This is a genomic window from Streptomyces sp. NPDC047042 (assembly GCF_040644035.1).
GTDB lineage: Bacteria > Actinomycetota > Actinomycetes > Streptomycetales > Streptomycetaceae > Streptomyces.
Window position 1 is genome coordinate 292235 of record NZ_JBEYVP010000002.1, and the last position, 24601, is coordinate 316835.

Annotated in this window: 27 protein-coding genes and 4 tRNA genes; 25 read left to right on the plus strand and 6 right to left on the minus strand. The window is 69.1% G+C overall.

Translation table 11 applies throughout. The annotated features are described in order from the left end of the window. The first annotated feature begins 6 nt into the window (after positions 1-6). The 5 genes from ABZ855_RS03205 (at position 7) to ABZ855_RS03225 (ending at position 5230) form a co-directional block, all read left to right on the plus strand. A complete protein-coding gene (locus ABZ855_RS03205) occupies positions 7-1584 on the plus strand; it encodes an NADH-quinone oxidoreductase subunit M (protein WP_360800029.1) in 1578 nt (525 codons plus the stop codon). Next, the gene (locus ABZ855_RS03210; protein ID WP_360800032.1) at positions 1581-3104 is read left to right on the plus strand and encodes an NADH-quinone oxidoreductase subunit N; all 1524 of its coding nucleotides are present in this window, start codon (positions 1581-1583) and stop codon (positions 3102-3104) included. Before ABZ855_RS03205 ends, ABZ855_RS03210 begins: the two co-directional genes overlap by 4 nt. Positions 3105-3266: 162 nt before the next feature. After that, complete coding sequence (gene htpX, locus ABZ855_RS03215) at positions 3267-4130, plus strand: zinc metalloprotease HtpX (protein WP_360800035.1); 864 nt, start codon at positions 3267-3269, stop codon at positions 4128-4130. Beyond that, positions 4127-4522 carry a YccF domain-containing protein gene (locus ABZ855_RS03220; RefSeq protein WP_360800038.1) on the plus strand — a complete coding sequence of 132 codons (396 nt, stop codon included), beginning with the start codon at positions 4127-4129 and terminating at the stop codon, positions 4520-4522. The genes htpX and ABZ855_RS03220 overlap by 4 nt, the downstream gene beginning before the upstream one ends. A gap of 129 nt (positions 4523-4651) precedes the next feature. Continuing rightward, a complete protein-coding gene (locus ABZ855_RS03225; RefSeq protein ID WP_360800041.1) occupies positions 4652-5230 on the plus strand; it encodes an SMI1/KNR4 family protein in 579 nt (192 codons plus the stop codon). Positions 5231-5245: 15 nt separating this feature from the next. On the opposite strand, the gene ABZ855_RS03230 is transcribed toward ABZ855_RS03225, so the two are convergent. After that, positions 5246-6526: an APC family permease gene (locus ABZ855_RS03230; RefSeq protein WP_360800044.1), complete on the minus strand. Its 1281-nt coding sequence runs from the start codon at positions 6524-6526 to the stop codon at positions 5246-5248. A 155-nt stretch (positions 6527-6681) separates the two neighbouring features. Here ABZ855_RS03230 and ABZ855_RS03235 point away from each other — a divergent pair, with 155 nt between their 5' ends. After that, the gene (locus ABZ855_RS03235) at positions 6682-6948 is read left to right on the plus strand and encodes a GlsB/YeaQ/YmgE family stress response membrane protein (protein WP_360800047.1); all 267 of its coding nucleotides are present in this window, start codon (positions 6682-6684) and stop codon (positions 6946-6948) included. A gap of 90 nt (positions 6949-7038) precedes the next feature. Here ABZ855_RS03235 and ABZ855_RS03240 read toward each other — a convergent pair whose 3' ends face one another. Then, entirely contained in the window at positions 7039-7527 is a 489-nt protein-coding gene (locus tag ABZ855_RS03240; protein ID WP_360800050.1) for a YajQ family cyclic di-GMP-binding protein, read from the minus strand. 236 nt (positions 7528-7763) lie between these two features. Here ABZ855_RS03240 and ABZ855_RS03245 point away from each other — a divergent pair. Continuing rightward, positions 7764-7845, plus strand: a tRNA-Tyr gene (locus ABZ855_RS03245). Positions 7846-7941: 96 nt separating this feature from the next. Beyond that, entirely contained in the window at positions 7942-8184 is a 243-nt protein-coding gene (locus tag ABZ855_RS03250; protein WP_360800053.1) for a hypothetical protein, read from the plus strand. A 26-nt stretch (positions 8185-8210) separates the two neighbouring features. Here ABZ855_RS03250 and ABZ855_RS03255 read toward each other — a convergent pair whose 3' ends face one another. Beyond that, positions 8211-8867 (minus strand): NAD(P)H-binding protein, encoded by a 657-nt coding sequence (locus ABZ855_RS03255; RefSeq protein WP_360800056.1) that lies wholly within the window; start codon positions 8865-8867, stop codon positions 8211-8213. Between the two features lie 89 nt (positions 8868-8956). After that, entirely contained in the window at positions 8957-10207 is a 1251-nt protein-coding gene (locus ABZ855_RS03260; RefSeq protein WP_360800059.1) for an amidohydrolase family protein, read from the minus strand. Positions 10208-10553: 346 nt separating this feature from the next. Here ABZ855_RS03260 and ABZ855_RS03265 point away from each other — a divergent pair. From ABZ855_RS03265 to ABZ855_RS03300, 8 genes are all read left to right on the plus strand, one after another. Further along, positions 10554-10626: transfer RNA gene (locus ABZ855_RS03265), tRNA-Thr, on the plus strand. 46 nt (positions 10627-10672) lie between these two features. Further along, positions 10673-10745, plus strand: a tRNA-Met gene (locus ABZ855_RS03270). An 88-nt stretch (positions 10746-10833) separates the two neighbouring features. Beyond that, the gene (gene rpmG / locus ABZ855_RS03275; RefSeq protein WP_003948671.1) at positions 10834-10998 is read left to right on the plus strand and encodes a 50S ribosomal protein L33; all 165 of its coding nucleotides are present in this window, start codon (positions 10834-10836) and stop codon (positions 10996-10998) included. Positions 10999-11076: 78 nt separating this feature from the next. Beyond that, positions 11077-11529: a MaoC family dehydratase N-terminal domain-containing protein gene (locus ABZ855_RS03280; protein WP_360800064.1), complete on the plus strand. Its 453-nt coding sequence runs from the start codon at positions 11077-11079 to the stop codon at positions 11527-11529. Between the two features lie 3 nt (positions 11530-11532). After that, positions 11533-11994: a MaoC family dehydratase gene (locus ABZ855_RS03285; RefSeq protein WP_360800067.1), complete on the plus strand. Its 462-nt coding sequence runs from the start codon at positions 11533-11535 to the stop codon at positions 11992-11994. 123 nt (positions 11995-12117) lie between these two features. Beyond that, positions 12118-12687 carry a TetR/AcrR family transcriptional regulator gene (locus ABZ855_RS03290; RefSeq protein ID WP_360800070.1) on the plus strand — a complete coding sequence of 190 codons (570 nt, stop codon included), beginning with the start codon at positions 12118-12120 and terminating at the stop codon, positions 12685-12687. A 75-nt stretch (positions 12688-12762) separates the two neighbouring features. Beyond that, on the plus strand, positions 12763-14229 hold the full coding sequence (locus tag ABZ855_RS03295) for an MFS transporter (RefSeq protein WP_360800073.1): 1467 nt from the start codon (positions 12763-12765) through the stop codon (positions 14227-14229). Between the two features lie 116 nt (positions 14230-14345). Next, complete coding sequence (locus ABZ855_RS03300) at positions 14346-15401, plus strand: UDP-N-acetylmuramate dehydrogenase (RefSeq protein WP_360800076.1); 1056 nt, start codon at positions 14346-14348, stop codon at positions 15399-15401. Between the two features lie 15 nt (positions 15402-15416). Here the strand turns inward: ABZ855_RS03300 and ABZ855_RS03305 are convergent, their stop codons facing one another. Beyond that, positions 15417-16448 (minus strand): adenosine deaminase, encoded by a 1032-nt coding sequence (locus ABZ855_RS03305; RefSeq protein ID WP_360800079.1) that lies wholly within the window; start codon positions 16446-16448, stop codon positions 15417-15419. Positions 16449-16583: 135 nt separating this feature from the next. Continuing rightward, positions 16584-17810 carry a pyridoxal phosphate-dependent aminotransferase gene (locus ABZ855_RS03310; protein WP_360800082.1) on the minus strand — a complete coding sequence of 409 codons (1227 nt, stop codon included), beginning with the start codon at positions 17808-17810 and terminating at the stop codon, positions 16584-16586. 294 nt (positions 17811-18104) lie between these two features. Between ABZ855_RS03310 and ABZ855_RS03315 the strand changes: the two genes are divergently transcribed. From ABZ855_RS03315 to rplL, 9 genes are all read left to right on the plus strand, one after another. Beyond that, a tRNA-Trp gene (locus ABZ855_RS03315) sits at positions 18105-18177 on the plus strand. A gap of 109 nt (positions 18178-18286) precedes the next feature. Next, positions 18287-18574: a preprotein translocase subunit SecE gene (gene secE, locus ABZ855_RS03320; protein ID WP_006383475.1), complete on the plus strand. Its 288-nt coding sequence runs from the start codon at positions 18287-18289 to the stop codon at positions 18572-18574. A 77-nt stretch (positions 18575-18651) separates the two neighbouring features. After that, a complete protein-coding gene (nusG, locus tag ABZ855_RS03325) occupies positions 18652-19533 on the plus strand; it encodes a transcription termination/antitermination protein NusG (protein ID WP_360800085.1) in 882 nt (293 codons plus the stop codon). Between the two features lie 166 nt (positions 19534-19699). Beyond that, entirely contained in the window at positions 19700-20134 is a 435-nt protein-coding gene (gene rplK, locus ABZ855_RS03330) for a 50S ribosomal protein L11 (RefSeq protein ID WP_319206586.1), read from the plus strand. 82 nt (positions 20135-20216) lie between these two features. Beyond that, positions 20217-20942, plus strand: coding sequence for a 50S ribosomal protein L1 (gene rplA, locus ABZ855_RS03335; protein ID WP_360800089.1), 726 nt, complete (start codon positions 20217-20219; stop codon positions 20940-20942). 229 nt (positions 20943-21171) lie between these two features. Then, positions 21172-21990 carry a hypothetical protein gene (locus tag ABZ855_RS03340; protein ID WP_360800291.1) on the plus strand — a complete coding sequence of 273 codons (819 nt, stop codon included), beginning with the start codon at positions 21172-21174 and terminating at the stop codon, positions 21988-21990. Between the two features lie 86 nt (positions 21991-22076). Next, complete coding sequence (locus ABZ855_RS03345) at positions 22077-22907, plus strand: DUF1396 domain-containing protein (protein ID WP_360800092.1); 831 nt, start codon at positions 22077-22079, stop codon at positions 22905-22907. A 379-nt stretch (positions 22908-23286) separates the two neighbouring features. Then, entirely contained in the window at positions 23287-23817 is a 531-nt protein-coding gene (gene rplJ / locus ABZ855_RS03350) for a 50S ribosomal protein L10 (RefSeq protein ID WP_360800095.1), read from the plus strand. Between the two features lie 110 nt (positions 23818-23927). Next, positions 23928-24314, plus strand: coding sequence for a 50S ribosomal protein L7/L12 (gene rplL / locus ABZ855_RS03355; protein WP_355705248.1), 387 nt, complete (start codon positions 23928-23930; stop codon positions 24312-24314). Positions 24315-24601 lie beyond the last annotated feature (287 nt).

Genomic DNA, 24601 nt, shown 5'->3' on the forward strand with positions numbered 1-24601 from the left:
GCAGGCGTGATCGATATCAACGAGTCAGTGATGCAGTTCCTTCTGGCATTCCTCGTCGTGGGCCCGCTGATCGGAGCCGTCGCCGCTCTCCTGCCGGCCCCGCCCGGGCTGAAGGGGAAGTCGCCGGAACAGGCCGTGCTGCGGCACGGCGTGACCGTCACCGGCGTGGTGCTCGTCGCCGCGATCGCCCTGGCGCTCGGCTTCAACCACGACCACCCGTCGAAGATGCAGGCCACGACCGACATCAGCTGGATCCCCGCACTCGACGTGCGGATCCACCTCGGCGTCGACGGCATTTCCCTCCCCCTTCTTGTCCTGAGCGCGCTCCTCACCTTCCTCTGCGCGCTCTACTCCTACTTCAAGCTGCCCTCCGGCCCCTCCCCGAAGGCCTTCGTCGCACTCCTCCTCGTCCTGGAGTCCGGCACCCTCGCCACCTTCGCCGTCCTCGACCTGCTGCTGTTCTTCCTTGCCTTCGAGATGGTGCTCATCCCGATGTACTTCCTGATCGCCCGCTGGGGCGGTGAGCAACGGACCCGGGCGGCCTGGAAGTTCATCCTCTACACCCTGCTCGGATCCGTGGTCATGCTGTTGGGCCTGCTCCTGATCGGGACCAGAGCGGGCACGTTCGACATCATGGCACTCGCCACTGACAACGGCTCGGGCCTGAGTACAACAGTGCAGGTCACCGCCGTTTTGGCGATCGGGATCGGGCTCGCGGTCAAGACCCCGATGTGGCCGCTGCACAGCTGGCTGCCGGACGCCCACACCGCCGCCCCGACCGTCGGCTCGGTCCTGCTGGCGGGAGTCCTGCTGAAGATGGGCACGTACGGGTTCGTGCGCATCCTGCTGCCGGTCGCGCCCGACGGATTCCGGACCTTCGCGCCCTACCTCGCCGCCTTCGCTGTCGTCGGGATCATCTACGGTTCCCTGGCCTGCCTGGCCCTCGCCCGAAGGGGTGCGAAGGGCGACCTCAAACGGCTCATCGCCTACTCCTCCGTCGGCCACATGGGCTTCGTCCTGCTCGGCATCGCCACCATGACCCCGACCGGCGTGAACGGCGCGCTCTTCGCCAACATCGCCCACGGCCTCATCACCGGCCTCCTCTTCTTCCTGGTCGGCGCGCTGAAGGACCGCACGGGCACCACCGACCTCGACACCCTCGCCGACCGCACCGGCGCCGCCCTCTACGGCCGTGCCCCGCGCCTCGGCGGCCTTCTGGCCTTCGCCGCCGTCGCCTCGCTCGGACTGCCCGGCCTCGCCGGGTTCTGGGGCGAGATGCTCGCCCTGTTCGGCGCCTTCAACCCCGCCGACGACCTCAGCCGCCCCGCCTTTCTCACCTTCACGGCGATCGCCGCGTTCGGGACCCTCCTCACCGCCGCGTACATGCTCGTCGTCGTACGCCGCGTCTGCATGGGCGCGGCCCCGGAGCCGGACGCCCCCCGGCTCGCCGACGTGCAGACGTACGAATTCGCAGCCTGGACCCCGCTCGTCGCCCTCACCGTCGTCGCCGGACTGTGGCCGAAGGCCCTCCTCGGCCTGACCGACCCGGCCGTCCAGCAGCTCCTCTCAGGAGGCCCCCGATGAGCTCCCTGGCCCAGTCCGCGGCTCAGTCCGTCGTCCAGTCCGTCGACTGGCTCGCCATCGCACCGCCCACCGTCGCCGCCCTCGTGGGACTCGCCGTGCTGGTCATGGACCTGTTCCTCGGCGACAGCAGAAAGGCACTCCTCGGGTGGACCTCGGTCGCCGGCCTGGCTGCCTCCGCCCTCCTGCTGCTGCCGCTGCTGGACGGCGACCGCTCCACCTTCTGCCTCACCGGCGGCACGGACGTGTGCAGCTACACGGCCGACCGCTTCACCCTCGTCATCCAGTTCCTGGTGCTCGGCGGCGCACTGCTCGCCGCGCTCCTCTCGGTCACCGCCCTCAAGGACGCCGACCGAGTACTCCCCGAAGGGGAGTTCTGGTTCCTGCTGCTGTCCTCCGCGGCCGGAGCGGCCCTGCTGCCCGCCTCGCGCGACCTCGCGACGCTGATCGTCGCCCTGGAGGTCGCCTCCCTGCCCGCCTTCGCCCTCGTCGGCATCCGGCACGGCGACCGGAAGTCCTCCGAAGCGGCCCTGAAGTTCTTCCTGTCGTCCGTGACGGCGACCGCGGTCAGCCTCCTGGGCATCAGCTTCGTGTACGCGTCCACCGGCACCCTCTACCTCACCGAGATCGCCGACCGGATCCAGCACGTCGACCCGCAGCTTCACACCCTCGCCCAGGCAGGCGTCGTCCTCACCCTCATCGGCTTCGCCTTCAAAACGGCCGCCGTGCCCTTCCACTTCTGGGTCCCCGACACGTACGTGGGGGCGCCCCTGCCGATCGCCGCCTATCTGTCCGTCGTCGGCAAGGCCGTCGGCTTCTCCGGCCTGATCCTCGTCACCGTCGTCGCCTTTCCGTCGTACGCCGATGTCTGGGGCCCGGCACTGGCAGCCCTCGCCGCGCTCACCATGACCGTCGGCAACGTCGGCGCGCTGCGCCAGCAGTCCACGCGCGCGTACAGCGCCGTACGCCTGCTCGCCTGGTCCTCCGTAGGCCAGGCCGGCTACCTCCTGGTCCCGATCGCCGCCGCCGCGTACTCCGACGACGCCCAGAAGTCGATCGGCTCCACCGTCGCGTACGCCCTCATGTACGCCGCCGTGAACCTCGGCGCCTTCGCGGTGGCGGCCCTGGTGGCCCGTACGAAGCCCCTGAACCGCGTCAACGACTACCGAGGCCTGTACGCCACCCGCCCCCTGCCGGCGCTCGTCCTGGGGTTCTTCCTGCTGTGCCTCGCCGGACTGCCGCCGGGCATCATCGGCCTCTTCGCGAAGGTCACCGTCTTCTCCGCGGCCGTCGACGCCGGACTCGGCTGGCTGGCCGTCATCATGGCCGTCAACGTGGTGATCGCCCTCTTCTACTACCTCCAGTGGACGGCCCTGCTCTTCCGCGCCCCCGAAGGAGACGAGGAACACCACCGCGCCCCGGCTCCCCTCACAGCGGCGATCGCCCTGACCGCCGTTCTCGGCATCGCCCTCTCCGGCGCCCCCCAACTGGTACTGCGGTTCGCCGATACCGGCCTCTTCTGACCCCCGCGGCCCGCACGCGCGCGTGGACCTCACCCGAACGGGCCACGCGCGCCCGGGCGCGCGCAAGGGAACTGCGCATCCCCGCCTGGCGTTGACCAGTACAGAAGGGTCCACTGGACCTGACACCAGGGTTCCCCTGCCGCACTACTTGGAGGGCGTACCGTGCACCGCCGGCACAACGGGCTCAGGACAGCCCTTCTCCTCGGGGGACTGTCCGCACTCATCATCGTCATCGGCAGCTTCTTCGGCCGTACAGGCCTGGTGATCGCACTCTTCGTCGCGATCGGCACGAACGCGTACGCGTACTGGAACAGCGACAAACTGGCTCTACGCGCGATGCGCGCCCGCCCGGTGAGCGAATTCGAGGCCCCGGCCCTGTACCGCATGGTCCGGGACCTCTCCACGCAGGCCCGCCAGCCCATGCCGCGCCTGTACATCTCACCGACCGAAGCACCCAACGCGTTCGCGACGGGACGCAATCCGCGCAACGCGGCCGTCTGCTGCACCGACGGCATCCTGCACATCCTGGACGAGCGCGAGCTGCGCGGCGTCATCGGCCACGAGCTGAGCCATGTCTACAACCGCGACATCCTCATCTCGTCGGTCGCCGGCGCACTGGCCTCCGTGATCATGTTCCTGGTCAACTTCGCCTGGCTGATCCCGATCGGCCGCTCGAACGACGAGGACGGTCCCGGCATCCTCGGCATGCTGATGATCATGATCCTGGGCCCACTCGCGGCCAGCCTCATCCAACTGGCCATCAGCCGCTCCAGGGAGTACGAGGCCGACGCGTCGGGCGCCCAGCTCACCGGCGACCCCCTGGCCCTCGCCAGCGCCCTGCGCAAGCTGGAAGCGGGCACGAAGCAACTCCCGCTGCCGCCCGAGCCGCGCCTCGAGACCGCGAGCCACATGATGATCGCGAACCCCTTCCGCCCGGGCCAGGGACTCTCCAAGATGTTCTCTACGCACCCGCCGATGGCGGAGCGCATCGCCCGGCTCGAAAAGATGGCAGGTCGCCACCAGTGAAGACAATCCTCAACGTCATTTGGCTCGTCCTGAGCGGCTTCTGGCTGTTCCTCGCCTATCTCGGCGCCGGCGTGCTGCTGTGCATCACCGTGATCGGCATTCCGTTCGGCATCGCCTCTTTCCGTATCGGTGCGTACGCCCTGTGGCCCTTCGGCCGTACGACGGTCGAGCGCCGTGACGCGGGCGCCCCCTCCTGCGTCGGCAACGTCCTGTGGCTGGTCCTCGCCGGCTGGTGGCTGGCCCTGGCCCACGTCGTCACCGGCGTTCTCCTGTGCGTCACGATCATCGGCATCCCGTTCGGCATCGCCAACTTCAAGCTCATCCCCGTCTCACTGCTGCCGCTGGGCCGCGAAATCGTGCCGACGGACCAGCCGTTCAGCTCCCGCTGGTAGCACGGCCGGGCGGGGCGCCACTGTCCCCGCCCGACCACTTGTCCACAGCCGGGCGAGGGGATCGCATCCCCGCCCGCGGGTTATCCACAGGCCGGCTCGATTGTCAGTGGCGGCCTGCATGATGAATCCATGACCGAGATCGAGCAGTTGCTGACACGGGTGGCGGCCGAGGCCCGCAACACCCGTCCGTGGGGGTGGCCTTCACTCCCCGCCCCCGTGGACCCGGCCACGCTCGACCGTGCCGAGGCCGCCCTCGGCTTCTCCCTGCCGCCGCTCCTCGCCGCGCTCTACCTCCGGATAGGAGACGGCGGATTCGGCCCGTCCTACGGTCTGTTGCCCCTGCTGGACAGCCCGCCCGCGGGTGAGCCGCCTGCCGTCGCCCAGTACCTCGCCAACCGCCAGGAGGCCCGCAAGGACCCGGAGTGGCCCTGGCCCGAGGGCATCCTGCCGATATCCCACTGGGGCTGCGGGATGTACGCCTGCGTGGACTGCAGCACTCCACAGGGCACGGTCCTGCTCTTCGAGCCGAACGCCGACGACGCCGACCACGCCTGGTACACCGACGCCCCGGGCCTCGCGGAATGGCTGCACACCTGGCTCGACGGCACCGGCTGGTACGAGGAGTCCAACGACGACACGGACCTGGAGCCCTGGCCCGAATTCCGCATACGTACGGCTACCGCGACGCCGCCGTCCGAGTCGCAGTAGCCGACGCAAGTTCCGTCAGCGCCGAGGGCCGGCCGACGACCGCGACGCCGACCACCACCGTCGTACGCCGTACGCGGCAGCCCCCAGCCCCAGCACGCCCGCGCCCACGACCACCGAGACCCACGGAAGCGCGAAAGCCAGCGTCACACAGCCGACGAGCCCCACCGCCGGCACCACCCGGGACATCGCAGCCGAACTCAGCGTCCAGGCGGAGGCGTTGGCCACCGCGTAGTACGCCAGAACCCCGAAGGAGGAGAAGCCGATAGCACCCCGGACATCCACCGTCGCGGCCAGCACCGCGACCACCGCGCCCACGGCCAGTTCGGCCCGGTGCGGCACCTGGAAGCGCGGATGCACGGCGGCCAGGACACCGGGCAGATGACGGTCACGTGCCATGGCCAGCGTCGTTCGTGAGACGCCCAGGATCAGGGCGAGCAGCGAGCCGAGCGCGGCGACGGCCGCACCGACCCGGACGACCGGCACCAGCCCGGGCACGCCCGCAGCCCGGACCGCGTCGACCAGCGGGGCGGTCGCGTGCCCGAGCCCGTCCGACCCCAGCACGGAGAGGACGGCCACGGCCACCGCCGCGTACACCCCCAGAGCGATGCCCAGGGCTGAGGGGATCGCGCGCGGAATGGTGCGCGCGGGATCCCGTACCTCTTCACCGAGGGTCGCGATCCGGGCGTACCCGGCGAAGGCGAAGAACAGCAGACCGGCCGCCTGAAGGACACCGCCGACACCCTCGGAGGCGCCGATCTCCAGCCGTCCGGCGTCAGCGGCGTCGGAGCCCAGGGACACCACCACCACGGAAGCGAGGACAGCCAGGACCACTGCCACGATCGCCCGCGTCAGCCAGGCGGACTTCTGGACACCGCCGTAGTTCACCGCGGTCAGCGCCACCACGGCCGCGACCGCCACCGCGTGCGCCTGCCCAGGCCAGAGGTAGGTGCCGACGGTGAGCGCCATCGCCGCACAGGAGGCCGTTTTCCCGACGACGAACGACCAGCCCGCCAGATATCCCCAGAAGTCGCCGAGGCGCTCACGCCCGTACACGTAGGTGCCGCCGGAAGCGGGATAGAGGGCGGCCAGCCGGGCGGACGACATGGCGTTGCAGTAGGCGACCACGGCCGCCACACCGAGCCCGAGCAGCAGCCCGGACCCGGCCACGCGTGCCGCGGGTCCCAGGGCTGCGAAGACGCCGGCGCCGACCATCGAACCGAGTCCGATGACCACGGCGTCCCCAACGCCAAGGGTGCGTCGCAGTTCAGCGGAGGAATCCACTCCGGGCTGTGTCATGCGCCGCACCCTACTGACCGTTGCAACCGCCGGGTGCAGCGCAGACGTCGTACACGGCAACACAACGGGAACAACGCACCAACCAGAACGGACCGACGCCGCACGTCACAGGGCCGGGACTGTTCGAGCACAGCACAGAGGGGCAGGTTCAGGGCATGAGCATCATCGGCTGGATCATCCTGGGGCTGTTGGCCGGAGCCATCGCCAAGTTCCTGCTGCCGGGACGCGACCCGGGCGGCTTCATCGGCACGACGGTCATCGGCGTCGCGGGGGCGTTCATCGGCGGCTGGATCTCGGCGCGTTTCTTCGACCACCCCGTCAGCAAACAGTTCTACGACGGCACCACCTGGGCGGCGGCGATCGGCGGCTCGCTGGTGTTGCTGATCGCGTACCGCATTCTCTTCGGCAACTCGCGCGACTGAGCCCGCACCTGCTCCGCACCGACGGAAGGCCGTGGGGTGGGCACCGCAGGGTGCCCACCCATCTCCGGCCACGCCTGAACCGCTCTTGGACTACCGGTAGTTCACGAACTGCAGTGCGAAGTCGAAGTCCTTGCCCTTGAGGAGGGCGATGACGGCCTGAAGGTCGTCCCGGTTCTTCGAGCTGACACGCAGCTCCTCGCCCTGGACCTGGGCCTTCACGCCCTTCGGGCCCTCGTCACGGATGATCTTCGCGACCTTCTTCGCGTTCTCCTGGGAGATGCCCTCCTCGATCGAGGCGAAGAGCTTGTACTCCTTGCCGGAGAGCTGGGGCTCACCGGCGTCCAGGGACTTCAGCGAGATACCGCGCTTGATCAACTTGGTCTCGAACACATCGAGGACCGCCTTGACGCGTTCCTCGGAGTTCGCCTCCATGAGGATCTTCTCGCCGGACCACGAGATCGAGGCACCCACGCCCTTGAAGTCGTAGCGCTGGGAGATCTCCTTGGCGGTCTGGTTGAGGGCGTTGTCGACCTCCTGCCGCTCGACCTTCGAGACGATGTCGAAACTGGAGTCGGCCATGTCCTGTGGCTCCTTGTATCGGGTGCTTATCGGGGTCTGCGGGGTGCGTACCGGCATGCGTGGCGGCAGCAGCCGAGCCCGGCGTACGTCCGGGGCCGCATCCGCATAAGCCTAGCCACCCCCTTCCCTCCGAGCGCCGCTCAATCGGGTGGCGAAGCACCCCTGTGCATCGGGTATCGTTTACGTCGTTGCCAAGGAGCACCGCCGAAAAGCGGTTCGAAAGGGCAGCAAACCCTGGCGGTGTGCCCGAGCGGCCAAAGGGAGCAGACTGTAAATCTGCCGGCTTCGCCTTCCGTGGTTCGAATCCACGCGCCGCCACATTGGGGAGACCCTCCTTGTCTCTGCGAGTACGCAGAGACAAGGAGGGTCTTTTCGTTGTGGGCGCCTGCTGACGTCATGAGGGAGAGTGACCCCATGTCATCGATCTCACGACCGTCGTTCGCGTCGTCGGCCCGTCGCCGGAGCTGTCCCGAGTGCCGGCGGGAGATCGCTGTCGTCGCCGGGAGGTTCGCGCGGCACGATCCGGCGGGGGCCCGGGGGAGTGGTGAGCTCGTATCTTGTCCGGGGTCTCGGCGGCAGGCGGAACTCGGGGCGGCCCAGCCTTCGTTGGACGGGTACGTCCAACCTGAATTCCCTGGCCAGCTGCCCCTCTTCTAGCTCCGGCCCGGGACGGCCGCCCGTCCTCAGTTCCCCGCCACCGACTTCACCGCCACCGAGATCGGTGTCGATCCGCCGATCAGCTCCAGCGTCAGGCCCGCCGTCGCCGGAGTGTCCAGCAGTTCCGTGATGACGGCGGCCACGTCGTCGCGCGGGACCGCGCCGCGCCCCGTGTGGGCCTCCAGGCGGACTCGGCCCGTGCCCGCGTCGTTCGTCAGGGCGCCGGGGCGCAGGATCGTCCAGTCGAGCGCGTCCAGGCCGCTGACGTACGCGTCCGCCTCGCCCTTCGCGCGCTGGTAGACGTCGAAGACGTCGTCGCCCCGGTGGGCCGGATCCGCGCCCATCGAGGACACGACCAGGTGCCTGCGCACCCCCGCCAGGACCGCCGCGTCAGCGAACAGGACCGCCGCGCCCCGGTCCACGGTGTCCTTGCGGGCCGTCCCGCTGCCCGGGCCCGCGCCCGCCGCGAAGACCGCCGCGTCGGCGCCCCGCAGCAGCGCCGCGACATCCTCGACCGAAGCCGATTCCAGGTCGCACACAACCGGTTCCGCGCCGGCGGCCCGCAGATCGTCGCCCTGTTCGGGGCGGCGGATGATGCCCGCTGCCTCGTCACCGCGCGCGGCGAGCAGACGCTCCAGCCGCAGCGCGATCTGACCATGTCCTCCAGCGATGACAATGCGCATGCCTTCGACCGTACGCCCCGACGAACCCGTCCGCCGCACGGCCCTTACGACATCCGCCCACCCTGCCGAAGCCTCACACTCTCCTCACCTCACGACGGCTCCGTACGCCCCTGCCGCGGCAGGTCCAGCGCCGCCACCACAGGTGTGTTGCAGTACTCCCGTACCGCGCTCGTGCGTGCCACAACGCGCCCCCGGTGCACCACGATCCGGCTGTAGGCGAGGGACAGCGCGCCGGCCAGGCGGTCGCCGCGTACCGCCAGCAGTTCCGCCGGGAATCCCGCCTCCACGCGCACGTCGGGCAGACCGAGCGCGGCCCGCGCCGACGCGCTCACGGCGTCGTACGCCTCCTCCGGGCGCAGGCCGTGCCGGGAGGCGAGCAGATAAGCCGCCTCCAGGGGGTCTCCGCGGCCCACTGGGTTCGACACGTCGCGCAGCGCGCCGCTGCCCGCCGCCACCCGCACCCCGGCCGCCCGCAACAGCCGTACCGGAGCCGTGGCGCGGCGTTCCGCGCCTCCGCAGCCGCCCTGCGGGAGGCACACCACCGTCACGCCCGCCGCGGCGAGTTGGTCCGCGGCCCGCGAGGCCGCCTCGGCGGGCAGCCGGCCCAGGCCGCCGCAGGGGCCGATGGTCACACCGGGGCGCAGGCCGCCCGCCATCGCCGCGAGGCGGGCCAGCCGGGCCGGATCGTCGCCGTCCGTGTGCAGGTCGACCGGGCAGCCGTGCTCCGAGGCTAGCTCCAGGACCGCCTCCACATAGCCCGTCGGATCGGGGTCGCGGTCGGGGCAGCCGCCCACCACCGACGCGCCCATCTTCACCGCGTCCCGCAGCATCGCCAGACCGTCCGCGCCGGCGGCGCCGGTCAGCACGCGCGGCATCGCCACCGCCGTCAGCTCTGTGAGGCCGCTCAGTGCCCGCCGCGCCCGCAGTACGGCGGCCAGGGCCCCCAGCCCCGATACGTCGCCGATACGGACGTGTGAGCGCAACGCGGTCGCCCCGTGGCCGAGTTGGAGCAGAGCGGCCTCCGTGGCCCGGCGCTGGACGTCCTGCGGGTCGTAGGAGACCGGGCCGTCGGCGTCGGCGGACAGGGCCGTGTCGCCATGGGCGTGCGGTTCGGCGGGGGCCGGCAGGAGGAGGTAGCCGCTGAGGTCCACGCGCGTGGCGTACGCCCGGAGGCTTCCGACCGTGCCGACCGCCTCGATGCGACCGCCACCCAGCCGTACGTCCACGGTCCGGCCGTCGGTGAGCCGCGCCCCGCACAGCAGGAGGGCGGCCGGGTCCCCGGAGGGGGCGGGGGACGAGGAGGACGAGGAGTGGTGCGGCTGCGGCTGGCTGTCGGGCATCGCGCTCCTGTGCTCGGGGGGCGGCTGCGCAACCTGGGACACAAGATCACGCAGAGTGAGTCGAGCCTAGGGCGGGCATCCGCCCCTGTTGCGGAGGAGCGCAATAGTCGTACCGGTGTGGTCCGAAGGACGGGAGAGATACCTGGCGAGGGGGTGTGGGACGGGGTTGCGGGAGGGGGCTCCGGGGCTGTTGGGGGAGGGGGTTTTCGGGTCAGCGGAGAAGTGCCCGAGGAGCGCGGAAGGAGGGGGCGGCGGAGCGCGGAACCGGGGCCTGAACAGGGCAGGGCGGGTGCCGCGAAACGGATTTGGGTGAACGGCAGCCGAGCGTGTAATGTCTTCATCGCTCGCCCCAATAGCTCAGTCGGTAGAGCGTCTCCATGGTAAGGAGAAGGTCTGCGGTTCGATTCCGCATTGGGGCTCTGGTGTGAAAGGTCCCCGTCGCAAGACGGGGTCCGATCGCATCACAGCGGTGTAGCTCAGTCGGTAGAGCAAGCGGCTCATAATCGCTGTGTCACCGGTTCAAGTCCGGTCACCGCTACTGACAGTAGCCGATTGCGGGGTCGGTCCTTCGATCGGCTACTCTTTTATGCGTTCATCGTCCCATCCGTTCGTCAAGGAGCACTCCTGTGGCTGCCACCGACGTCCGCCCGAAGATCACGCTGGCCTGCGTGGAGTGCAAGGAGCGGAACTACATCACCAAGAAGAACCGGCGTAACAACCCGGACCGACTGGAGATGAAGAAGCACTGCCCGCGTTGCAACGCGCACACCGCGCACCGCGAAACGCGATAAATCAGGCTCGTACGTCGAGGCCGTCCCCTGTTCGTTGGGGGGCGGCCTCGCGTCGTTACATCAGGAGGTGCCGAGTCCATGGCGCTCGACCAGTCCTTCGTGGGGCGGTCCTATCCGCCCACCGAGCCCTATGAGGTCGGCCGGGAGAAGATCCGCGAGTTCGCCGAGGCCGTGGGGGACAGCAATCCCGCGTACACGGACCCCGAGGCCGCCAAGGCCCTCGGTCACGCCGATGTGATCGCCCCGCCGACGTTTGTGTTCGCGATCACATTCAAGGCGGCGGGAGACGTCGTGGCGGACCCGCGGCTCGGCCTGGACTACAGCCGGGTGGTGCACGGCGACCAGAAGTTCGCGTACGTCCGTCCCGTCCGCGCGGGCGACCGGCTCACGGTCACCTCGACCATCGAGACCATCAAGTCCATGGCGGGCAACGAGATCATCGACATCCGCGGCGAGGTCCACGACGAGGCGGGCGAGCATGTCGTGACCGCCTGGACCAAGCTCGTCGCCCGCGCGGCCGAGAAGGGCTGACCCATGACGGCCAATTCCGCGCACGGCTTCGCGCACGACTCCGCGAGGGTCTCCTACGCCGACGTAGAGGTCGGCACCGAGCTGCCCGCCCAGACGTTTCCCGTGACCCGCGCCACCCTCGTCCAGTACGCGGGCGCCTCCGGGGACTTCAACCCCATCCACTGGAACGAGAAGTTCGCGGTCGAGGTCGGTCTGCCCGACGTCATCGCGCACGGCATGTTCACGATGGCCGAGGCGATCCGCGTCGTCACCGACTGGGTCGGTGACCCGGGAGCGGTCGTCGAGTACGGCGTCCGCTTCACCAAGCCGGTCGTCGTCCCCAACGACGACCAGGGCGCCACCATCGAGGTCAGCGCCAAGGTCGGCGCCAAGCTCGACGACAACAAGGTCCGCGTCGACCTCGTCGCCATGTGCGCCGGCCAGAAGGTGCTGGGCATGTCGCGGGCCGTCGTACGGCTGGGCTGAGTACGGCGGTTCGAGGGTTCCGGGCTTCGGTAAGGGGCGTTCGCCATTGGCGGGCGCCCCTTACTCGTTCGTCTCGCCGCATCGCCCTTGACGTAGTTAGTGATTGAGTACTAACTTACTCGCATGGTCAGGATGAGCGCGGAAGAGCGACGTGAGAGCGTCATTCGCGCGGCGATCGCCGAGTTCGCCCAGAAGGGCTTCTACGGCACCTCCACCGAAGTGATCGCCAAGCGGGTGGGTGTCTCACAGCCGTATCTCTTCCGGCTCTTCCCGGACAAGAAAGCCATCTTCGCCGCCGCCTCACGGCAGTGTCTGAACGATGTGTGCCGGGTGTTCGCGGAGGCCGCCGAGGGGCTGGAGGGCGAAGAGGCCCTGCACTCCATGGCGAACGCGTACACGCGCATGATCACTGAACACCCCGAGCGGCTGCAGATGCAGATGCAGGTACACGTCACCGTCGCCGCCGCCGAGGCCGAGGGTGACCATGAGTTCGGCGAGGCCGTGCGGGACGGCTGGATGAAGCTCTGGGACATCGTCCAGGTACCCCTCGGGGACGAGACGACGACGTTCATGGCGTACGGAATGCTCGTGAACACCCTCGCGGCCATGAGGTTTCCGCCCGGACACCGGGTCTGGCAGGACATGTATCCCTCGGCGCGGATCAAGGGGCAGGTTGGCCAGGTCGAAAGCTGAACGGCGTGTGCACGGGCGCGGTGTGTTTTTTTGCCCGCCGAAGTTAGTGATCAATAACTACTCACAGGGGGAACGATGTCACCACAGGAGAGCAAGCAACGCGAACAGAGCAGGACCGACGCACCACGCGGCGGGGTCGTCTGGGCCCTCGTCATCACCTCCGTCGCCGGGTTCATGGCGGCCCTCGACAACCTCGTCGTCACCACCGCACTTCCCTCCATCCGCAAGGACCTCGGGGGAGCGCTGGACGACCTGGAATGGACCGTGAGCGCCTACACGCTCACCTTCGCCGTGCTGCTGATGTTCGGCGCCGCCCTCGGCGACCGCTTCGGCCGACGCCGGCTCTTCCTCGCCGGGATCACCGTCTTCACCGGCGCCTCCGCCGCAGCGGCCATGGCACCCGGTATCGACTCGCTGATCGCCGCCCGCGCCGTCCAGGGCGTCGGAGCGGCCGTCATGATGCCGTTGACGCTGACCCTGCTCACCGCGGCCGTGCCGGCCGCCAAACGCGGGATGGCGTTCGGCATCTGGGGTGCCGTGAACGGGCTCGCGGTGGCCTCCGGGCCCCTCATCGGAGGCAGCCTCACCGAGCACATCTCCTGGCACTGGATCTTCTGGTTGAACGTTCCGCTGGGCCTCGCCCTGCTGCCGCTCGCCCGGCTGCGGCTCACCGAGTCGCACGGCACCGGCGCCCCGCTCGACGTCATCGGCACCCTGCTCGCCAGCGGCGGCCTCTTCGGCATCGTCTACGGCCTGGTACGCGGCCCGGCCGACGGCTGGACCAGCTCCTACGTCCTGACCGGACTGGTCGCCGGCGGCGCGCTCCTGGTCGTCTTCGTCGTCCACGGCGTCCGCGCGAAGAACCCGATGCTGCCCATGCGGCTCTTCCGCTCCCGCGCCTTCGCCGGAATCAACGCGGCCTCCCTGCTGATGTTCCTCGGCATGTTCGGGTCGATCTTCCTGCTCAGCCAGTACATGCAGGGCGTGCTCGGCTACTCGCCCACCGAGGCGGGCCTGCGGATGCTGCCCTGGACCGGCATGCCGATGCTCGTCGCCCCGATCGCCGGCATCCTCTCCGACCGGATAGGCGGCCGACCGGTCGTCGCCACCGGCCTCTTCCTCCAGGCCGTCGGCCTCGGATACATGGCCACGGTGGTCACCGCGGACGCCTCCTACGCCATCCAACTGCCCGGCCTGATCATCAGCGGTGTCGGCATGGCCCTGTTCTTCGCCCCGGCCGCCAACCTGGTGATGTCCAGCGTCCGACCGAGCGAGCAGGGCATCGCCTCCGGGGCCAACAACGCCCTGCGGGAGGTGGGCGGCGCCCTCGGCATCGCCGTCATGGGCTCGATCTTCGCGGCCCAGGGCGGCTACGAGACCGGCCAGACCTTCGTCGACGGACTCCGGCCCGCCCTGGTGGTCGGGTCGGCGGTGGTCGCCCTCGCGGGTGTCGCGGCCCTGCTCATCCCGGCCGCCCGCCGCGCCGCACCGGCGAAGGACTCCGCCGAACCGGCTCCGGTGCTGGAGACCACCGCCCACTGAACGAACGCAGGACCGCGGCACGCGCGCGTACGGCCCCGAAGCTCATCGGCGGGGCCGTACGCGCGCGTGGGTGCTTGTCGGCCGGGGCTGTCAGTGCTGTCTCGTAGTCTTGGCGGGTGCAGGAAATCCACGACGCGCCCCTCGCCCCGCTGACCACCTTCCGGCTCGGCGGTCCCGCGGACCGGCTGATCACGGCGACGACCGACGCCGAGGTGATCGCCGCCGTCCGCGCGGCCGACGACGCCGGGACCCCGCTGCTGGTCATCGGCGGCGGCTCGAACCTGGTCATCGGCGACAAGGGCTTCGCGGGGACGGCTCTGCGGATCGCCACGACCGGCGTCGACCTCGACGGCACCCGCCTGGAACTGGCCGCGGGCGAGGTGTGGACCGACGCCGTCGCACGCACCGTCGAGGCCGGCCTCGCCGGGATCGAGTGCCTCGCCGGGATCCCTGGTTCCGCCGGCGCGACGCCCATCCAGAACGTGGGTGCGTACGGGCAGGAGGTGTCCTCGACGATCACCGAGGTCGTCGCCTACGACCGGGTCACCCGCGAGACCGTCACCCTCTCGGGCGCCGACTGCGACTTCTCGTACCGCCACAGCCGCTTCAAGGCCGACCCCGAGCGCCATGTCGTGCTGCGCGTCCGCCTCGCCCTGGAGGACGCGGACGGGCTGTCGGCGCCCCTGAGGTACGCCGAGACGGCCCGCGCCCTCGGCGTCGAGCCCGGCGAGCGGGTGCCGCTGGAGGCGGCCCGCGAGACGGTCCTCAAGCTGCGCGCGGGCAAGGGCATGGTGCTTGACCCCGAGGACCACGACACCTGGTCCGCCGGGTCCTTCTTCACCAACCCGATCCTTGCCGACGCCGAGTTCGCCGCGTTCCACGCGCGCGTGGCGGAGCGGCTCGGCCCCGACGCCGTACCGCCCGCCTACCCGGCCGGGGAGGGCCGCACCAAGACTTCGGCGGCCTGGCTGATCGACAAGGCCGGCTTCACCAAGGGATACGGCACAGGGCCGGCCCGTATCTCCACCAAGCACACCCTGGCCCTCACCAACCGCGGCCGGGCCACCACGGAGGACCTGCTCGCCCTCGCCCGCGAGGTCGTCGCCGGTGTCCAGGACGCCTTCGGGGTCACCCTCGTCAACGAACCGGTGACGGTGGGCGTCAGCCTCTAGGGGCTCCGAGGGGGGCTATGAGACCAGCCAGTTGTCGATTCCCGCCAGCAGCTTCGCCCGTACGTCCTCCGGAGCGGCCGAACCCCGTACCGACTGGCGGGCCAGTTCGGCCAGTTCCGCGTCCGTGAAGGCGTGGTACTGGCGGGCGATCTCGTACTGGGCGGCCAGCCGGGAACCGAAGAGGAGCGGGTCGTCGGCGCCCAGCGCCAGCGGGACGCCCGCTTCGAAGAGCTTGCGCAACGGCACGTCCTCGGGCTTCTCGTACACCCCCAGGGCGACGTTCGACGCCGGGCACACCTCGCAGGTGATCTGCCGGTCCGCGAGGCGCTTCAGCAGGCGTGGGTCCTCCGCCGCCCGCACACCGTGGCCGATCCGGGACGCGTGCAGATCGTCCAGGCAGTCGCGGACCGACGACGGGCCCGTCAGCTCGCCGCCGTGCGGGGCCGACAGCAGACCGCCCTCACGCGCGATGGCGAACGCCCGGTCGAAGTCCCGGGCCATGCCCCGCCGCTCGTCGTTCGAGAGCCCGAAGCCCACGACACCCCGGTCCGCGTACCGCACGGCGAGGCGGGCCAGCGTGCGCGCGTCCAGGGGGTGCTTCATCCGGTTGGCGGCCACCAGGACGCGCATCCCGATCCCGGTCTCGCGGCCAGCCGTCTCCACCGCGTCCAGGATGATCTCCAGCGCCGGGATGAGACCGCCCAGACGAGGGGCGTACGACGTCGGGTCGACCTGGATCTCCAGCCAGCCCGAGCCGTCCCGCGCGTCCTCCTCGGCCGCCTCGCGCACCAGCCGCTGGATGTCCTCCGGCTCGCGCAGACAGGACCGGGCCGCGTCGTACAGGCGCTGGAAGCGGAACCAGCCCCGCTCGTCGGTCGCCCGCAGCCTCGGCGGCTCGCCGCTGACGAGGGCCTCGGTCAGCGCCTCGGGCAGCCGCACACCGTACTTGTCGGCCAGTTCCAGCAGGGTCGCCGACCGCATCGACCCCGTGAAATGCAGGTGCAGATGGGCTTTCGGCAGTTCAGCGACATCACGTACGTGCTCCATTCTCGGATCCTGCCGTACGTCCGGCTCGTATCGGTAGCGCTTTCCCTGAACGTGGTCTTGCTCGCACTGAGAGACGAAAGAGGGCCGCTTCCCCAAGGAAGCGGCCCTCTCGCGTCACGGCATGCGAAACGGGGTTCAGTCCGTCGCCTCGGCCAGCAGCTTCTGTACGCGGCTGATGCCCTCGACGAGGTCCTCGTCACCCAGCGCGTACGACAGACGCAGGTAGCCGGGTGTGCCGAACGCCTCACCGGGTACGACGGCCACCTCGACCTCGTCCAGGATCAGCGCGGCCAGCTCCACCGAGTCCTGCGGGCGCTTGCCGCGGATCTCCTTGCCCAGGAGGGCCTTGACCGACGGGTAGACGTAAAAGGCGCCCTCGGGCTCCGGGCAGACCACGCCGTTGATCTCGTTGAGCATGCGCACGATGGTCTGGCGCCGGCGGTCGAAGGCCACGCGCATCTCCGCGACGGCGTCCAGGTTCCCGGAGACGGCGGCGAGGGCGGCGACCTGGGCCACGTTGGACACGTTGGACGTGGCGTGCGACTGCAGGTTCGTGGCGGCCTTGACGACGTCCTTCGGGCCGATGATCCAGCCGACCCGCCAGCCCGTCATGGCATACGTCTTGGCGACGCCGTTGACCACGATGCACTTGTCGCGCAGTTCGGGGAGGATCGCGGGGAGCGAGGTGAACGTCGCGTCGCCGTAGACGAGGTGCTCGTAGATCTCGTCCGTCAGCACCCACAGACCGTGCTCCACGGCCCAGCGGCCGATCGCCTCGGTGTCCTCGGCGCTGTAGACCGCGCCGGTCGGGTTGGAGGGCGAGACGAACAGGACGACCTTCGTCCGCTCGGTGCGGGCCGCCTCCAGCTGCTCCACGCTGACCCGGTAGCCGGTGGTCTCGTCCGCGACGACCTCGACCGGGACACCGCCCGCGAGACGGATCGACTCCGGGTACGTCGTCCAGTACGGGGCCGGGACGATGACCTCGTCGCCCGGGTCGAGGATCGCGGCGAACGCCTCGTAGATGGCCTGCTTGCCGCCGTTGGTCACCAGGACCTGGGAGGCGTCCACCTCGTAGTTCGAGTCGTGCAGCGTCTTGGCGACGATCGCGGCCTTCAGCTCGGGCAGACCGCCGGCCGGCGTGTAGCGGTGGTACTTCGGGTTCGAGCAGGCCTCGACGGCGGCCTGGACGATGTAGTCCGGGGTCGGGAAGTCCGGCTCACCGGCGCCGAAGCCGATCACCGGGCGCCCGGCGGCCTTCAGGGCCTTGGCCTTGGCGTCCACGGCGAGGGTGGCGGACTCGGAGATCGCGCCGACTCGGGCGGAGACCCGGCGCTCGGTGGGAGGGGTTGCAGCGCTCATAGTGCCCATCGTTTCAGACCGGAAACCTCCCCGGCACACGGGTTTCACCTATTGGTCAGCCCGGACGCCGACGGCCCGTCCGACGCGCGCGGCGCCGGGCGGACGGCTGAACAAGCGTCCGGATCCGGGGCCTGGACTGGGCGATCTTCCGCTCACGACCGCCCAGCGGGCGCTTTCTGTTCGACGACCGGCTCCGAAGCACGTACACTCTCACCTCGTTGGCCTTCAGCGGTCCGCGCTTGTTCGGTGCACACCGAGCATCCGGATGAGTACGGTACGTTGGAGTAACCACAAAGGGTCGTAGCTCAATTGGTAGAGCACTGGTCTCCAAAACCAGCGGTTGGGGGTTCAAGTCCCTCCGGCCCTGCTACACACGCCTGTCACCAGGCTGTGTGCGGATGTACGTACTGCAATGCATCGCCGTGCGGCTCAGACCGGGCGCGGCACGGCCACGACCCGGGAACAGGTGAGGACGAATGGCGGACGCCGTGGGCTCCATCGATATGCCTGATGCCCAGGATGAGGCGCCCGAGTCGGACAAGAAGACTCGTAAGGGCGGTAAGCGCGCCAAGAAGGGCCCGCTGAAGCGTCTCGCGGTTTTCTACCGTCAGATCGTCGCGGAGCTCCGCAAGGTCGTCTGGCCGACGCGTAACCAGCTGACGACGTACACGACCGTGGTGATCGTCTTTGTGATCGTCATGATCGGCCTGGTGACTGTGATTGACTTTGGACTCAACAAAGCCGCCAAGTACGTCTTCGGCTGAGCCAAGAGCGAAGGGCGCCGGGTGCGGCGCCCCTTTCGCATGTTCCACCCACATGTATCCAGGAAGAAGCAGCCACCGTGTCTGACCCGAACCTGAACGACGCCATCGTGCCGGACGAGTCCGTGGATGACGAGCTCGACATCGTCGAGGGCGTTGACGAGTTCGAGGACGAGGTCGACGCTGCGGACGACGCCGTGGGGGAGCCTGCCGAGGAAGACGCCGTCCACATCGAGGACGACGAGGACGAGGACGTAGAGGCCCTCGAGGCCGACGACGAGGACGAGACCGACGAGTCCGAGGACGACGCCGCGGCTGAGGAAGCCGAAGAAGAGGCCGAGCCCGTCGACCCCGTCGAGGCCCTCCGCGAGGAACTGCGCACGCTCCCCGGCGAGTGGTACGTCATCCACACGTACGCCGGTTACGAGAACCGTGTGAAGACCAACCTCGAACAGCGTGCCGTCTCGCTCAACGTCGAGGACTTCATCTTCCAGGCCGAGGTGCCGCAGGAAGAAGTCGCGCAGATCAAGAACGGTGAGCGCAAGACGGTCCGCCAGAACAAGCTTCCCGGATACGTTCTCGTCCGCATGGACCTGACGAACGAGTCCTGGGGCGTCGTCCGCAACACCCCTGGTGTCACCGGCTTCGTGGGCAACGCGTACGACCCGTACCCGCTGACGCTGGACGAGATCGTCAAGATGCTCGCTCCGGAGGCCGAGGAGAAGGCCGCCCGTGAGGCCGCCGAGGCCGAGGGCAGGCCGGCTCCGGCCCGCAAGCTCGAGGTCCAGGTGCTGGACTTCGAGGTCGGCGACTCGGTCACCGTCACCGACGGTCCGTTCGCGACGCTGCAGGCCACGATCAACGAGATCAACGCCGACTCGAAGAAGGTCAAGGGCCTCGTCGAGATCTTCGGCCGCGAGACCCCGGTCGAGCTTTCGTTCGACCAGATCCAGAAGAACTAGCCTTCTGGAACACATGCCTCCGACCAGGTCAGACAGGCTCTCGCAGCCGGTCTGACCTGCTCGGTTTTTGGCCGCGCAAGGATACCCGTTATCGTTGTGCGGTATGCCTCCATCCGGATGATCCGGAAAGGGGGCTGGAAACTCTCACTAGGACCCGGAGAGAGCAATGCCTCCCAAGAAGAAGAAGGTCACGGGGCTTATCAAGCTCCAGATCAACGCCGGTGCGGCCAACCCGGCCCCGCCGGTCGGCCCCGCGCTCGGTCAGCACGGCGTCAACATCATGGAATTCTGCAAGGCGTACAACGCCGCGACCGAGTCGCAGCGTGGCTGGGTGATCCCGGTGGAGATCACGGTCTACGAGGACCGTTCCTTCACCTTCATCACCAAGACGCCGCCGGCCGCGAAGATGATCCTCAAGGCCGCGGGTGTCGAGAAGGGCTCCGGCGTACCGCACAAGACCAAGGTCGCCAAGATCACCGAGGCGCAGGTCCGCGAGATCGCCACGACCAAGCTCCCCGACCTGAACGCCAACGACCTGGACGCCGCCGCGAAGATCATCGCCGGCACCGCCCGTTCGATGGGCATCACGGTCGAGGGCTGAGCCCCAGCTTTGTAAGTCTTGTAGTACGTGGCAGGGCCTGCTCGGCCCGTACCACGACTCCTCAGAACACACAGGAGAAGTAGTGAGCAAGCGCAGCAAGTCTCTCCGCGCTGCGGACGCCAAGGTCGACCGGGACAAGCTCTACGCCCCGCTCGAGGCCGTCCGTCTCGCCAAGGAGACCTCCACGAGCAAGTTCGACGGCACCGTCGAGGTCGCCTTCCGCCTGGGTGTCGACCCGCGCAAGGCCGACCAGATGGTCCGTGGCACCGTGAACCTCCCGCACGGCACCGGTAAGACCGCCCGGGTCCTGGTCTTCGCGACCGGTGACCGTGCCGAGGCCGCGACCGCCGCGGGCGCCGACATCGTCGGCTCCGACGAACTGATCGACGAGGTGGCGAAGGGCCGTCTGGACTTCGACGCCGTCGTCGCCACCCCGGACCTCATGGGCAAGGTCGGCCGCCTCGGCCGCGTCCTCGGCCCGCGTGGTCTGATGCCGAACCCGAAGACGGGCACCGTGACCCCGGACGTGGCCAAGGCCGTGACCGAGATCAAGGGCGGCAAGATCGAGTTCCGCGTCGACAAGCACTCGAACCTGCACTTCATCATCGGCAAGACGTCCTTCGACGACGCCAAGCTGGTGGAGAACTACGGCGCCGCGCTCGAGGAGATCACCCGCCTCAAGCCGTCCGCCGCCAAGGGCCGCTACATCAAGAAGGCCGCCATCAGCACCACGATCGGCCCCGGCATCCCGGTCGACCCCAACCGCACCCGCAACCTCCTCGTCGAGGAGGACCCGGCCGCCGTCTGAGCCTCCCGCTCACCCCGGTAGCCGCGCGTTCGCGTTCTACGACGGGCCCCGCAACCTTTCGAGGTGCGGGGCCCGTTGTCGTACCGAGGGGTTAGCGTGAAGATCACGGGGTGAACGAGGGGGTGGGGACCGGATGAGGGACAGCGGCGTACGGGGTGTACGGGGCGGCCTTCGGCGAGGGGCCCGGCCGGTCGCGGTGACCGCCGCGCTTGTGGCGGCGGGCGTGGTGATGTCGGCGTGCAGCTTCTCCGGCGGAGCCGATGACGAGAGCGCGGAGCCGACCCGAGGCGCGGATCGCGGCGACGCCCGTACGGCCGCCGCGCTGCGCGCCGTGGAGAAGGCCACCGACGAGGCCGGTTCCGCGCGGGTCAGCTCCTCGTCCGTCATGGGGGACCTGCTCTCCCTGCGTACGGCCGGCGTCCTCGGCTGGGCCGGCGAGCCGGTCGGCAAGCTCAGCATCACCTACACCGGCGGTGAGCTGGCCCAGTCCATGCGGGCGCTCAACAGCTCCTCCATGGAGGCCAGGCTGCTGCCCGACGCCTACTACGCCAAGGTCGGTGACAAGTTCGCCGCCCAGATGCACGGCAAGCACTGGATCAGGTACGACTACGACGACCTGGCGGACCTGCCGGGCGGCTCGGGGACGTATCTCAAGGACCAGCTGCACAACACCGCCCCCGTCCAGCCGGTCAAGCTGCTGCTGGCCTCCGGTGACGTCCGCCGGACCGGAACGGAGACGGTCCGCGGGGAACGTACGACGCACTACTCGGGCACGGTGGCGGTGGCGGCCCTCGCCGACTCCGCGCTCAAGGAGCAGCTCGTCCAGGCCGGCGTCACCACCGAGACCGTCGACATCTGGGTCAACGACCGGAATCTGCTGGTCAAGAAGGTCGAGCGGGGCGAACTGACGAGCGGGCCGATGTCGTCGACGGCGTACTACAGCGCGTACGGCGTGAAGGCGGCGGTGGCGGCGCCGGAGGGCGGGGACACCGCCGATTTCAAGGAGCTGCTGGGGAATTCGGGAGCCTCGTCGGTCCCGCCGGGTTAGGCTCACGGTCGTTTCTGTGAATCGACCGTGTGTTCACAGCGTTCTTTGTTCTTCGTTCCTTGGGGGGAATCATGGGTGCTTCTTCTGTGCGTGCAGGACGTGTGGGCCTCGCTGTGCTGCTTCTCGGTACGGGCGCTGTCGCCTGTTCGAATGGCGGCTCGGAGGAGTCGCCGAAGATGACGCCGGCGGCGGCCGTCGCCACGGCGGCCAAGAAGGTGGAGTCCATCACCTCCTTCAGCTACCGGATGACCGGCAAGGTGCCCGAGGAGGGCCGCGTCAAGGCCGAGGCCAAGATGCGTCTCAAGCCCGACCTGGCGATGAGCATGAAGATCACGGCTCTCGACAAGGGCGCCGACGGCACCGCCGAGATCCGTCTCGTCGACAAGGCGATGTTCATAGGCGGCGGCGCGGCGGCGGCCAAGGAGATGGACGGCAAGAGCTGGATCAAGTTCGACATGGCCGCACTGGGCGGCGCGGCCGGCGCGGGCGGCCTCGGGGCGGCCGGGCAGGCCGACAAGAACCCCGCCCAGGAGTCCACCTTCCTCACGGGTTCCAAGGACGTGAAGGAGGTCGGCACCGAGACGGTCGACGGGGTGGAGACCACCCACTACCAGGGCACGGTCACCCTCGACCAGTTCCGCGAGCACCTCAAGTCCCAGAGCAAGGCGACCCGCGAGCAGCGCGAGAAGAGCCTCGAGCAGTACGAGAAGCTCGGGATCGACAAGTTCACGATGGACATGTGGATCGGCAAGGACCAGCGGCCCAAGCAGTTCCGGATGCGGGGCGCCGCCGACAAGGGGCCCCTCGACATGATGGTCACCTTCGACGGTTTCAACGTGCCGGTGAACATTGCCGCGCCGCCCGCCAAGGATGTCGCGGACCTGGCCGAGATGATGAAGGGTGCGCAGGAGGGCTGAGCGGCTTTTGGTAGGTCGTTCGCTGCGGGTGGTGGGGGCTGGTCGCGCCCACGCGGCGGAGCCGCACATCGATACAGCCCCGCGCCCCTAAAAGCGCCCCTTGCGGGGCGCGATTTGCCTGGCGGGGACGGCCTCGCGTATTCTCGTGCAGAAGCCAAAGACCGCTGGTCGTTGCCCTGTGCTCGTAAGAGGACTTGGTGGCCGAAGGATCCGCTGAACTGCGGACGACCCGCGCAGGTGACTGTGGAAGTGCTCCCGGACGGACTCCGCTCACGGAATTCGTTTGGTCGAGCTCACGCCCCGTGCGCCTGCGCCGGGGCGTTTCGTTTTCCCAGTCTCCTTCCGAGCGGTCCTCATCACCCGGAAGGAGGCCACGCTTATGGCAAGGCCCGACAAGGCTGCCGCGGTAGCCGAGCTCGCGGACCAGTTCCGCAGCTCGAACGCCGCTGTGCTGACCGAGTACCGGGGTCTCACCGTGGCGCAGCTCAAGACGCTGCGTCGTTCGCTCGGTGAAGACGCCCAGTACGCCGTGGTGAAGAACACGCTGACCAAGATCGCGGCCAACGAGGCCGGGATCTCCACGCTCGACGACCTGTTCAACGGTCCGACGGCGGTTGCCTTCATCTCCGGTGACCCGGTGGTGTCGGCGAAGGGTCTTCGTGACTTCGCCAAGGACAACCCGAACCTCGTCATCAAGGGCGGTGTCCTTGACGGCAAGGCGCTGTCCGCCGACGAGATCAAGAAGCTTGCGGACCTCGAGTCCCGCGAGGTTCTGCTCAGCAAGCTGGCCGGTGCTTTCAAGGGCAAGCAGTCCCAGGCTGCCTCGCTCTTCCAGGCGCTGCCGTCGAAGTTCGTCCGCACCGCGGAGGCGCTTCGCGTCAAGCTCGCCGAGCAGGGCGGTGCCGAGTAATTCGGCTCGCACTCTGACCGCCGCCTGACGCGGTGGTCGACGCGGGCCGAACGTACGCCCGCCGACACTTACCTCGGCACCTGCCGAATTGACTGGAAGGATCGCCCAACATGGCGACGAAGCTGTCCCAGGAAGAGCTGCTTGAGCAGTTCGAGTCCCTCACCCTCATCGAGCTCTCCGAGTTCGTGAAGGCGTTCGAGGAGAAGTTCGACGTCACCGCCGCCGCGGCCGTCGCCGTTGCGGGCCCGGCCGGCCCGGCCGCCGCCGCTGAGGCCGTCGAGGAGCAGGACGAGTTCGACGTCGTCCTCACCGGCGCCGGCGAGAAGAAGATCCAGGTCATCAAGGTCGTGCGTGAGCTGACCTCCCTGGGTCTGAAGGAGGCCAAGGACCTCGTGGACGGCGCCCCGAAGCCCGTTCTCGAGAAGGTCGCCAAGGAGGCCGCCGAGAAGGCTGCCGAGTCCCTCAAGGCCGCCGGCGCCTCGGTCGAGGTCAAGTAACTCGATTGCGGCTGACGCAGGGCTGTCCGTAGCCCTGTAACGCTGACGCAGTGAAGAGCGATCATCCATCTGGGTGGTCGCTCTTCGGCGTTCGAGGGGTCGGGTCGTGGCTGCCTTGCAGGCTCGTTGACGGCGAGTAGGGTGATCTTCGTCCTGCCTCCGAACGCCCCTGATGACCTGCCGTACGTGACGATGGCAGCACCGGGTTTGGGGCATGGAGGCCTTGACGAACCGCACGTAGCGCGCAATTCTCAGGACGCGTCGTCACATCGATCCGAATCCGAGGC

Coding starts and splice junctions, on each gene's coding strand:
- ABZ855_RS03210 (WP_360800032.1), top strand. CDS start 1,581: ATGAGCTCCCTGGCCCAGTCCGCGGCTCAGTCCGTCGTCCAGTCCGTC.
- ABZ855_RS03225 (WP_360800041.1), top strand. CDS start 4,652: ATGACCGAGATCGAGCAGTTGCTGACACGGGTGGCGGCCGAGGCCCGC.
- ABZ855_RS03230 (WP_360800044.1), bottom strand. CDS start 6,526: ATGACACAGCCCGGAGTGGATTCCTCCGCTGAACTGCGACGCACCCTT.
- ABZ855_RS03235 (WP_360800047.1), top strand. CDS start 6,682: ATGAGCATCATCGGCTGGATCATCCTGGGGCTGTTGGCCGGAGCCATC.
- ABZ855_RS03240 (WP_360800050.1), bottom strand. CDS start 7,527: ATGGCCGACTCCAGTTTCGACATCGTCTCGAAGGTCGAGCGGCAGGAG.
- ABZ855_RS03250 (WP_360800053.1), top strand. CDS start 7,942: ATGTCATCGATCTCACGACCGTCGTTCGCGTCGTCGGCCCGTCGCCGG.
- ABZ855_RS03255 (WP_360800056.1), bottom strand. CDS start 8,867: ATGCGCATTGTCATCGCTGGAGGACATGGTCAGATCGCGCTGCGGCTG.
- ABZ855_RS03260 (WP_360800059.1), bottom strand. CDS start 10,207: ATGCCCGACAGCCAGCCGCAGCCGCACCACTCCTCGTCCTCCTCGTCC.
- ABZ855_RS03280 (WP_360800064.1), top strand. CDS start 11,077: ATGGCGCTCGACCAGTCCTTCGTGGGGCGGTCCTATCCGCCCACCGAG.
- ABZ855_RS03285 (WP_360800067.1), top strand. CDS start 11,533: ATGACGGCCAATTCCGCGCACGGCTTCGCGCACGACTCCGCGAGGGTC.
- ABZ855_RS03290 (WP_360800070.1), top strand. CDS start 12,118: ATGGTCAGGATGAGCGCGGAAGAGCGACGTGAGAGCGTCATTCGCGCG.
- ABZ855_RS03295 (WP_360800073.1), top strand. CDS start 12,763: ATGTCACCACAGGAGAGCAAGCAACGCGAACAGAGCAGGACCGACGCA.
- ABZ855_RS03305 (WP_360800079.1), bottom strand. CDS start 16,448: ATGGAGCACGTACGTGATGTCGCTGAACTGCCGAAAGCCCATCTGCAC.
- ABZ855_RS03310 (WP_360800082.1), bottom strand. CDS start 17,810: ATGAGCGCTGCAACCCCTCCCACCGAGCGCCGGGTCTCCGCCCGAGTC.
- secE (WP_006383475.1), top strand. CDS start 18,287: ATGGCGGACGCCGTGGGCTCCATCGATATGCCTGATGCCCAGGATGAG.
- rplK (WP_319206586.1), top strand. CDS start 19,700: ATGCCTCCCAAGAAGAAGAAGGTCACGGGGCTTATCAAGCTCCAGATC.
- ABZ855_RS03340 (WP_360800291.1), top strand. CDS start 21,172: ATGTCGGCGTGCAGCTTCTCCGGCGGAGCCGATGACGAGAGCGCGGAG.
- rplJ (WP_360800095.1), top strand. CDS start 23,287: ATGGCAAGGCCCGACAAGGCTGCCGCGGTAGCCGAGCTCGCGGACCAG.
- rplL (WP_355705248.1), top strand. CDS start 23,928: ATGGCGACGAAGCTGTCCCAGGAAGAGCTGCTTGAGCAGTTCGAGTCC.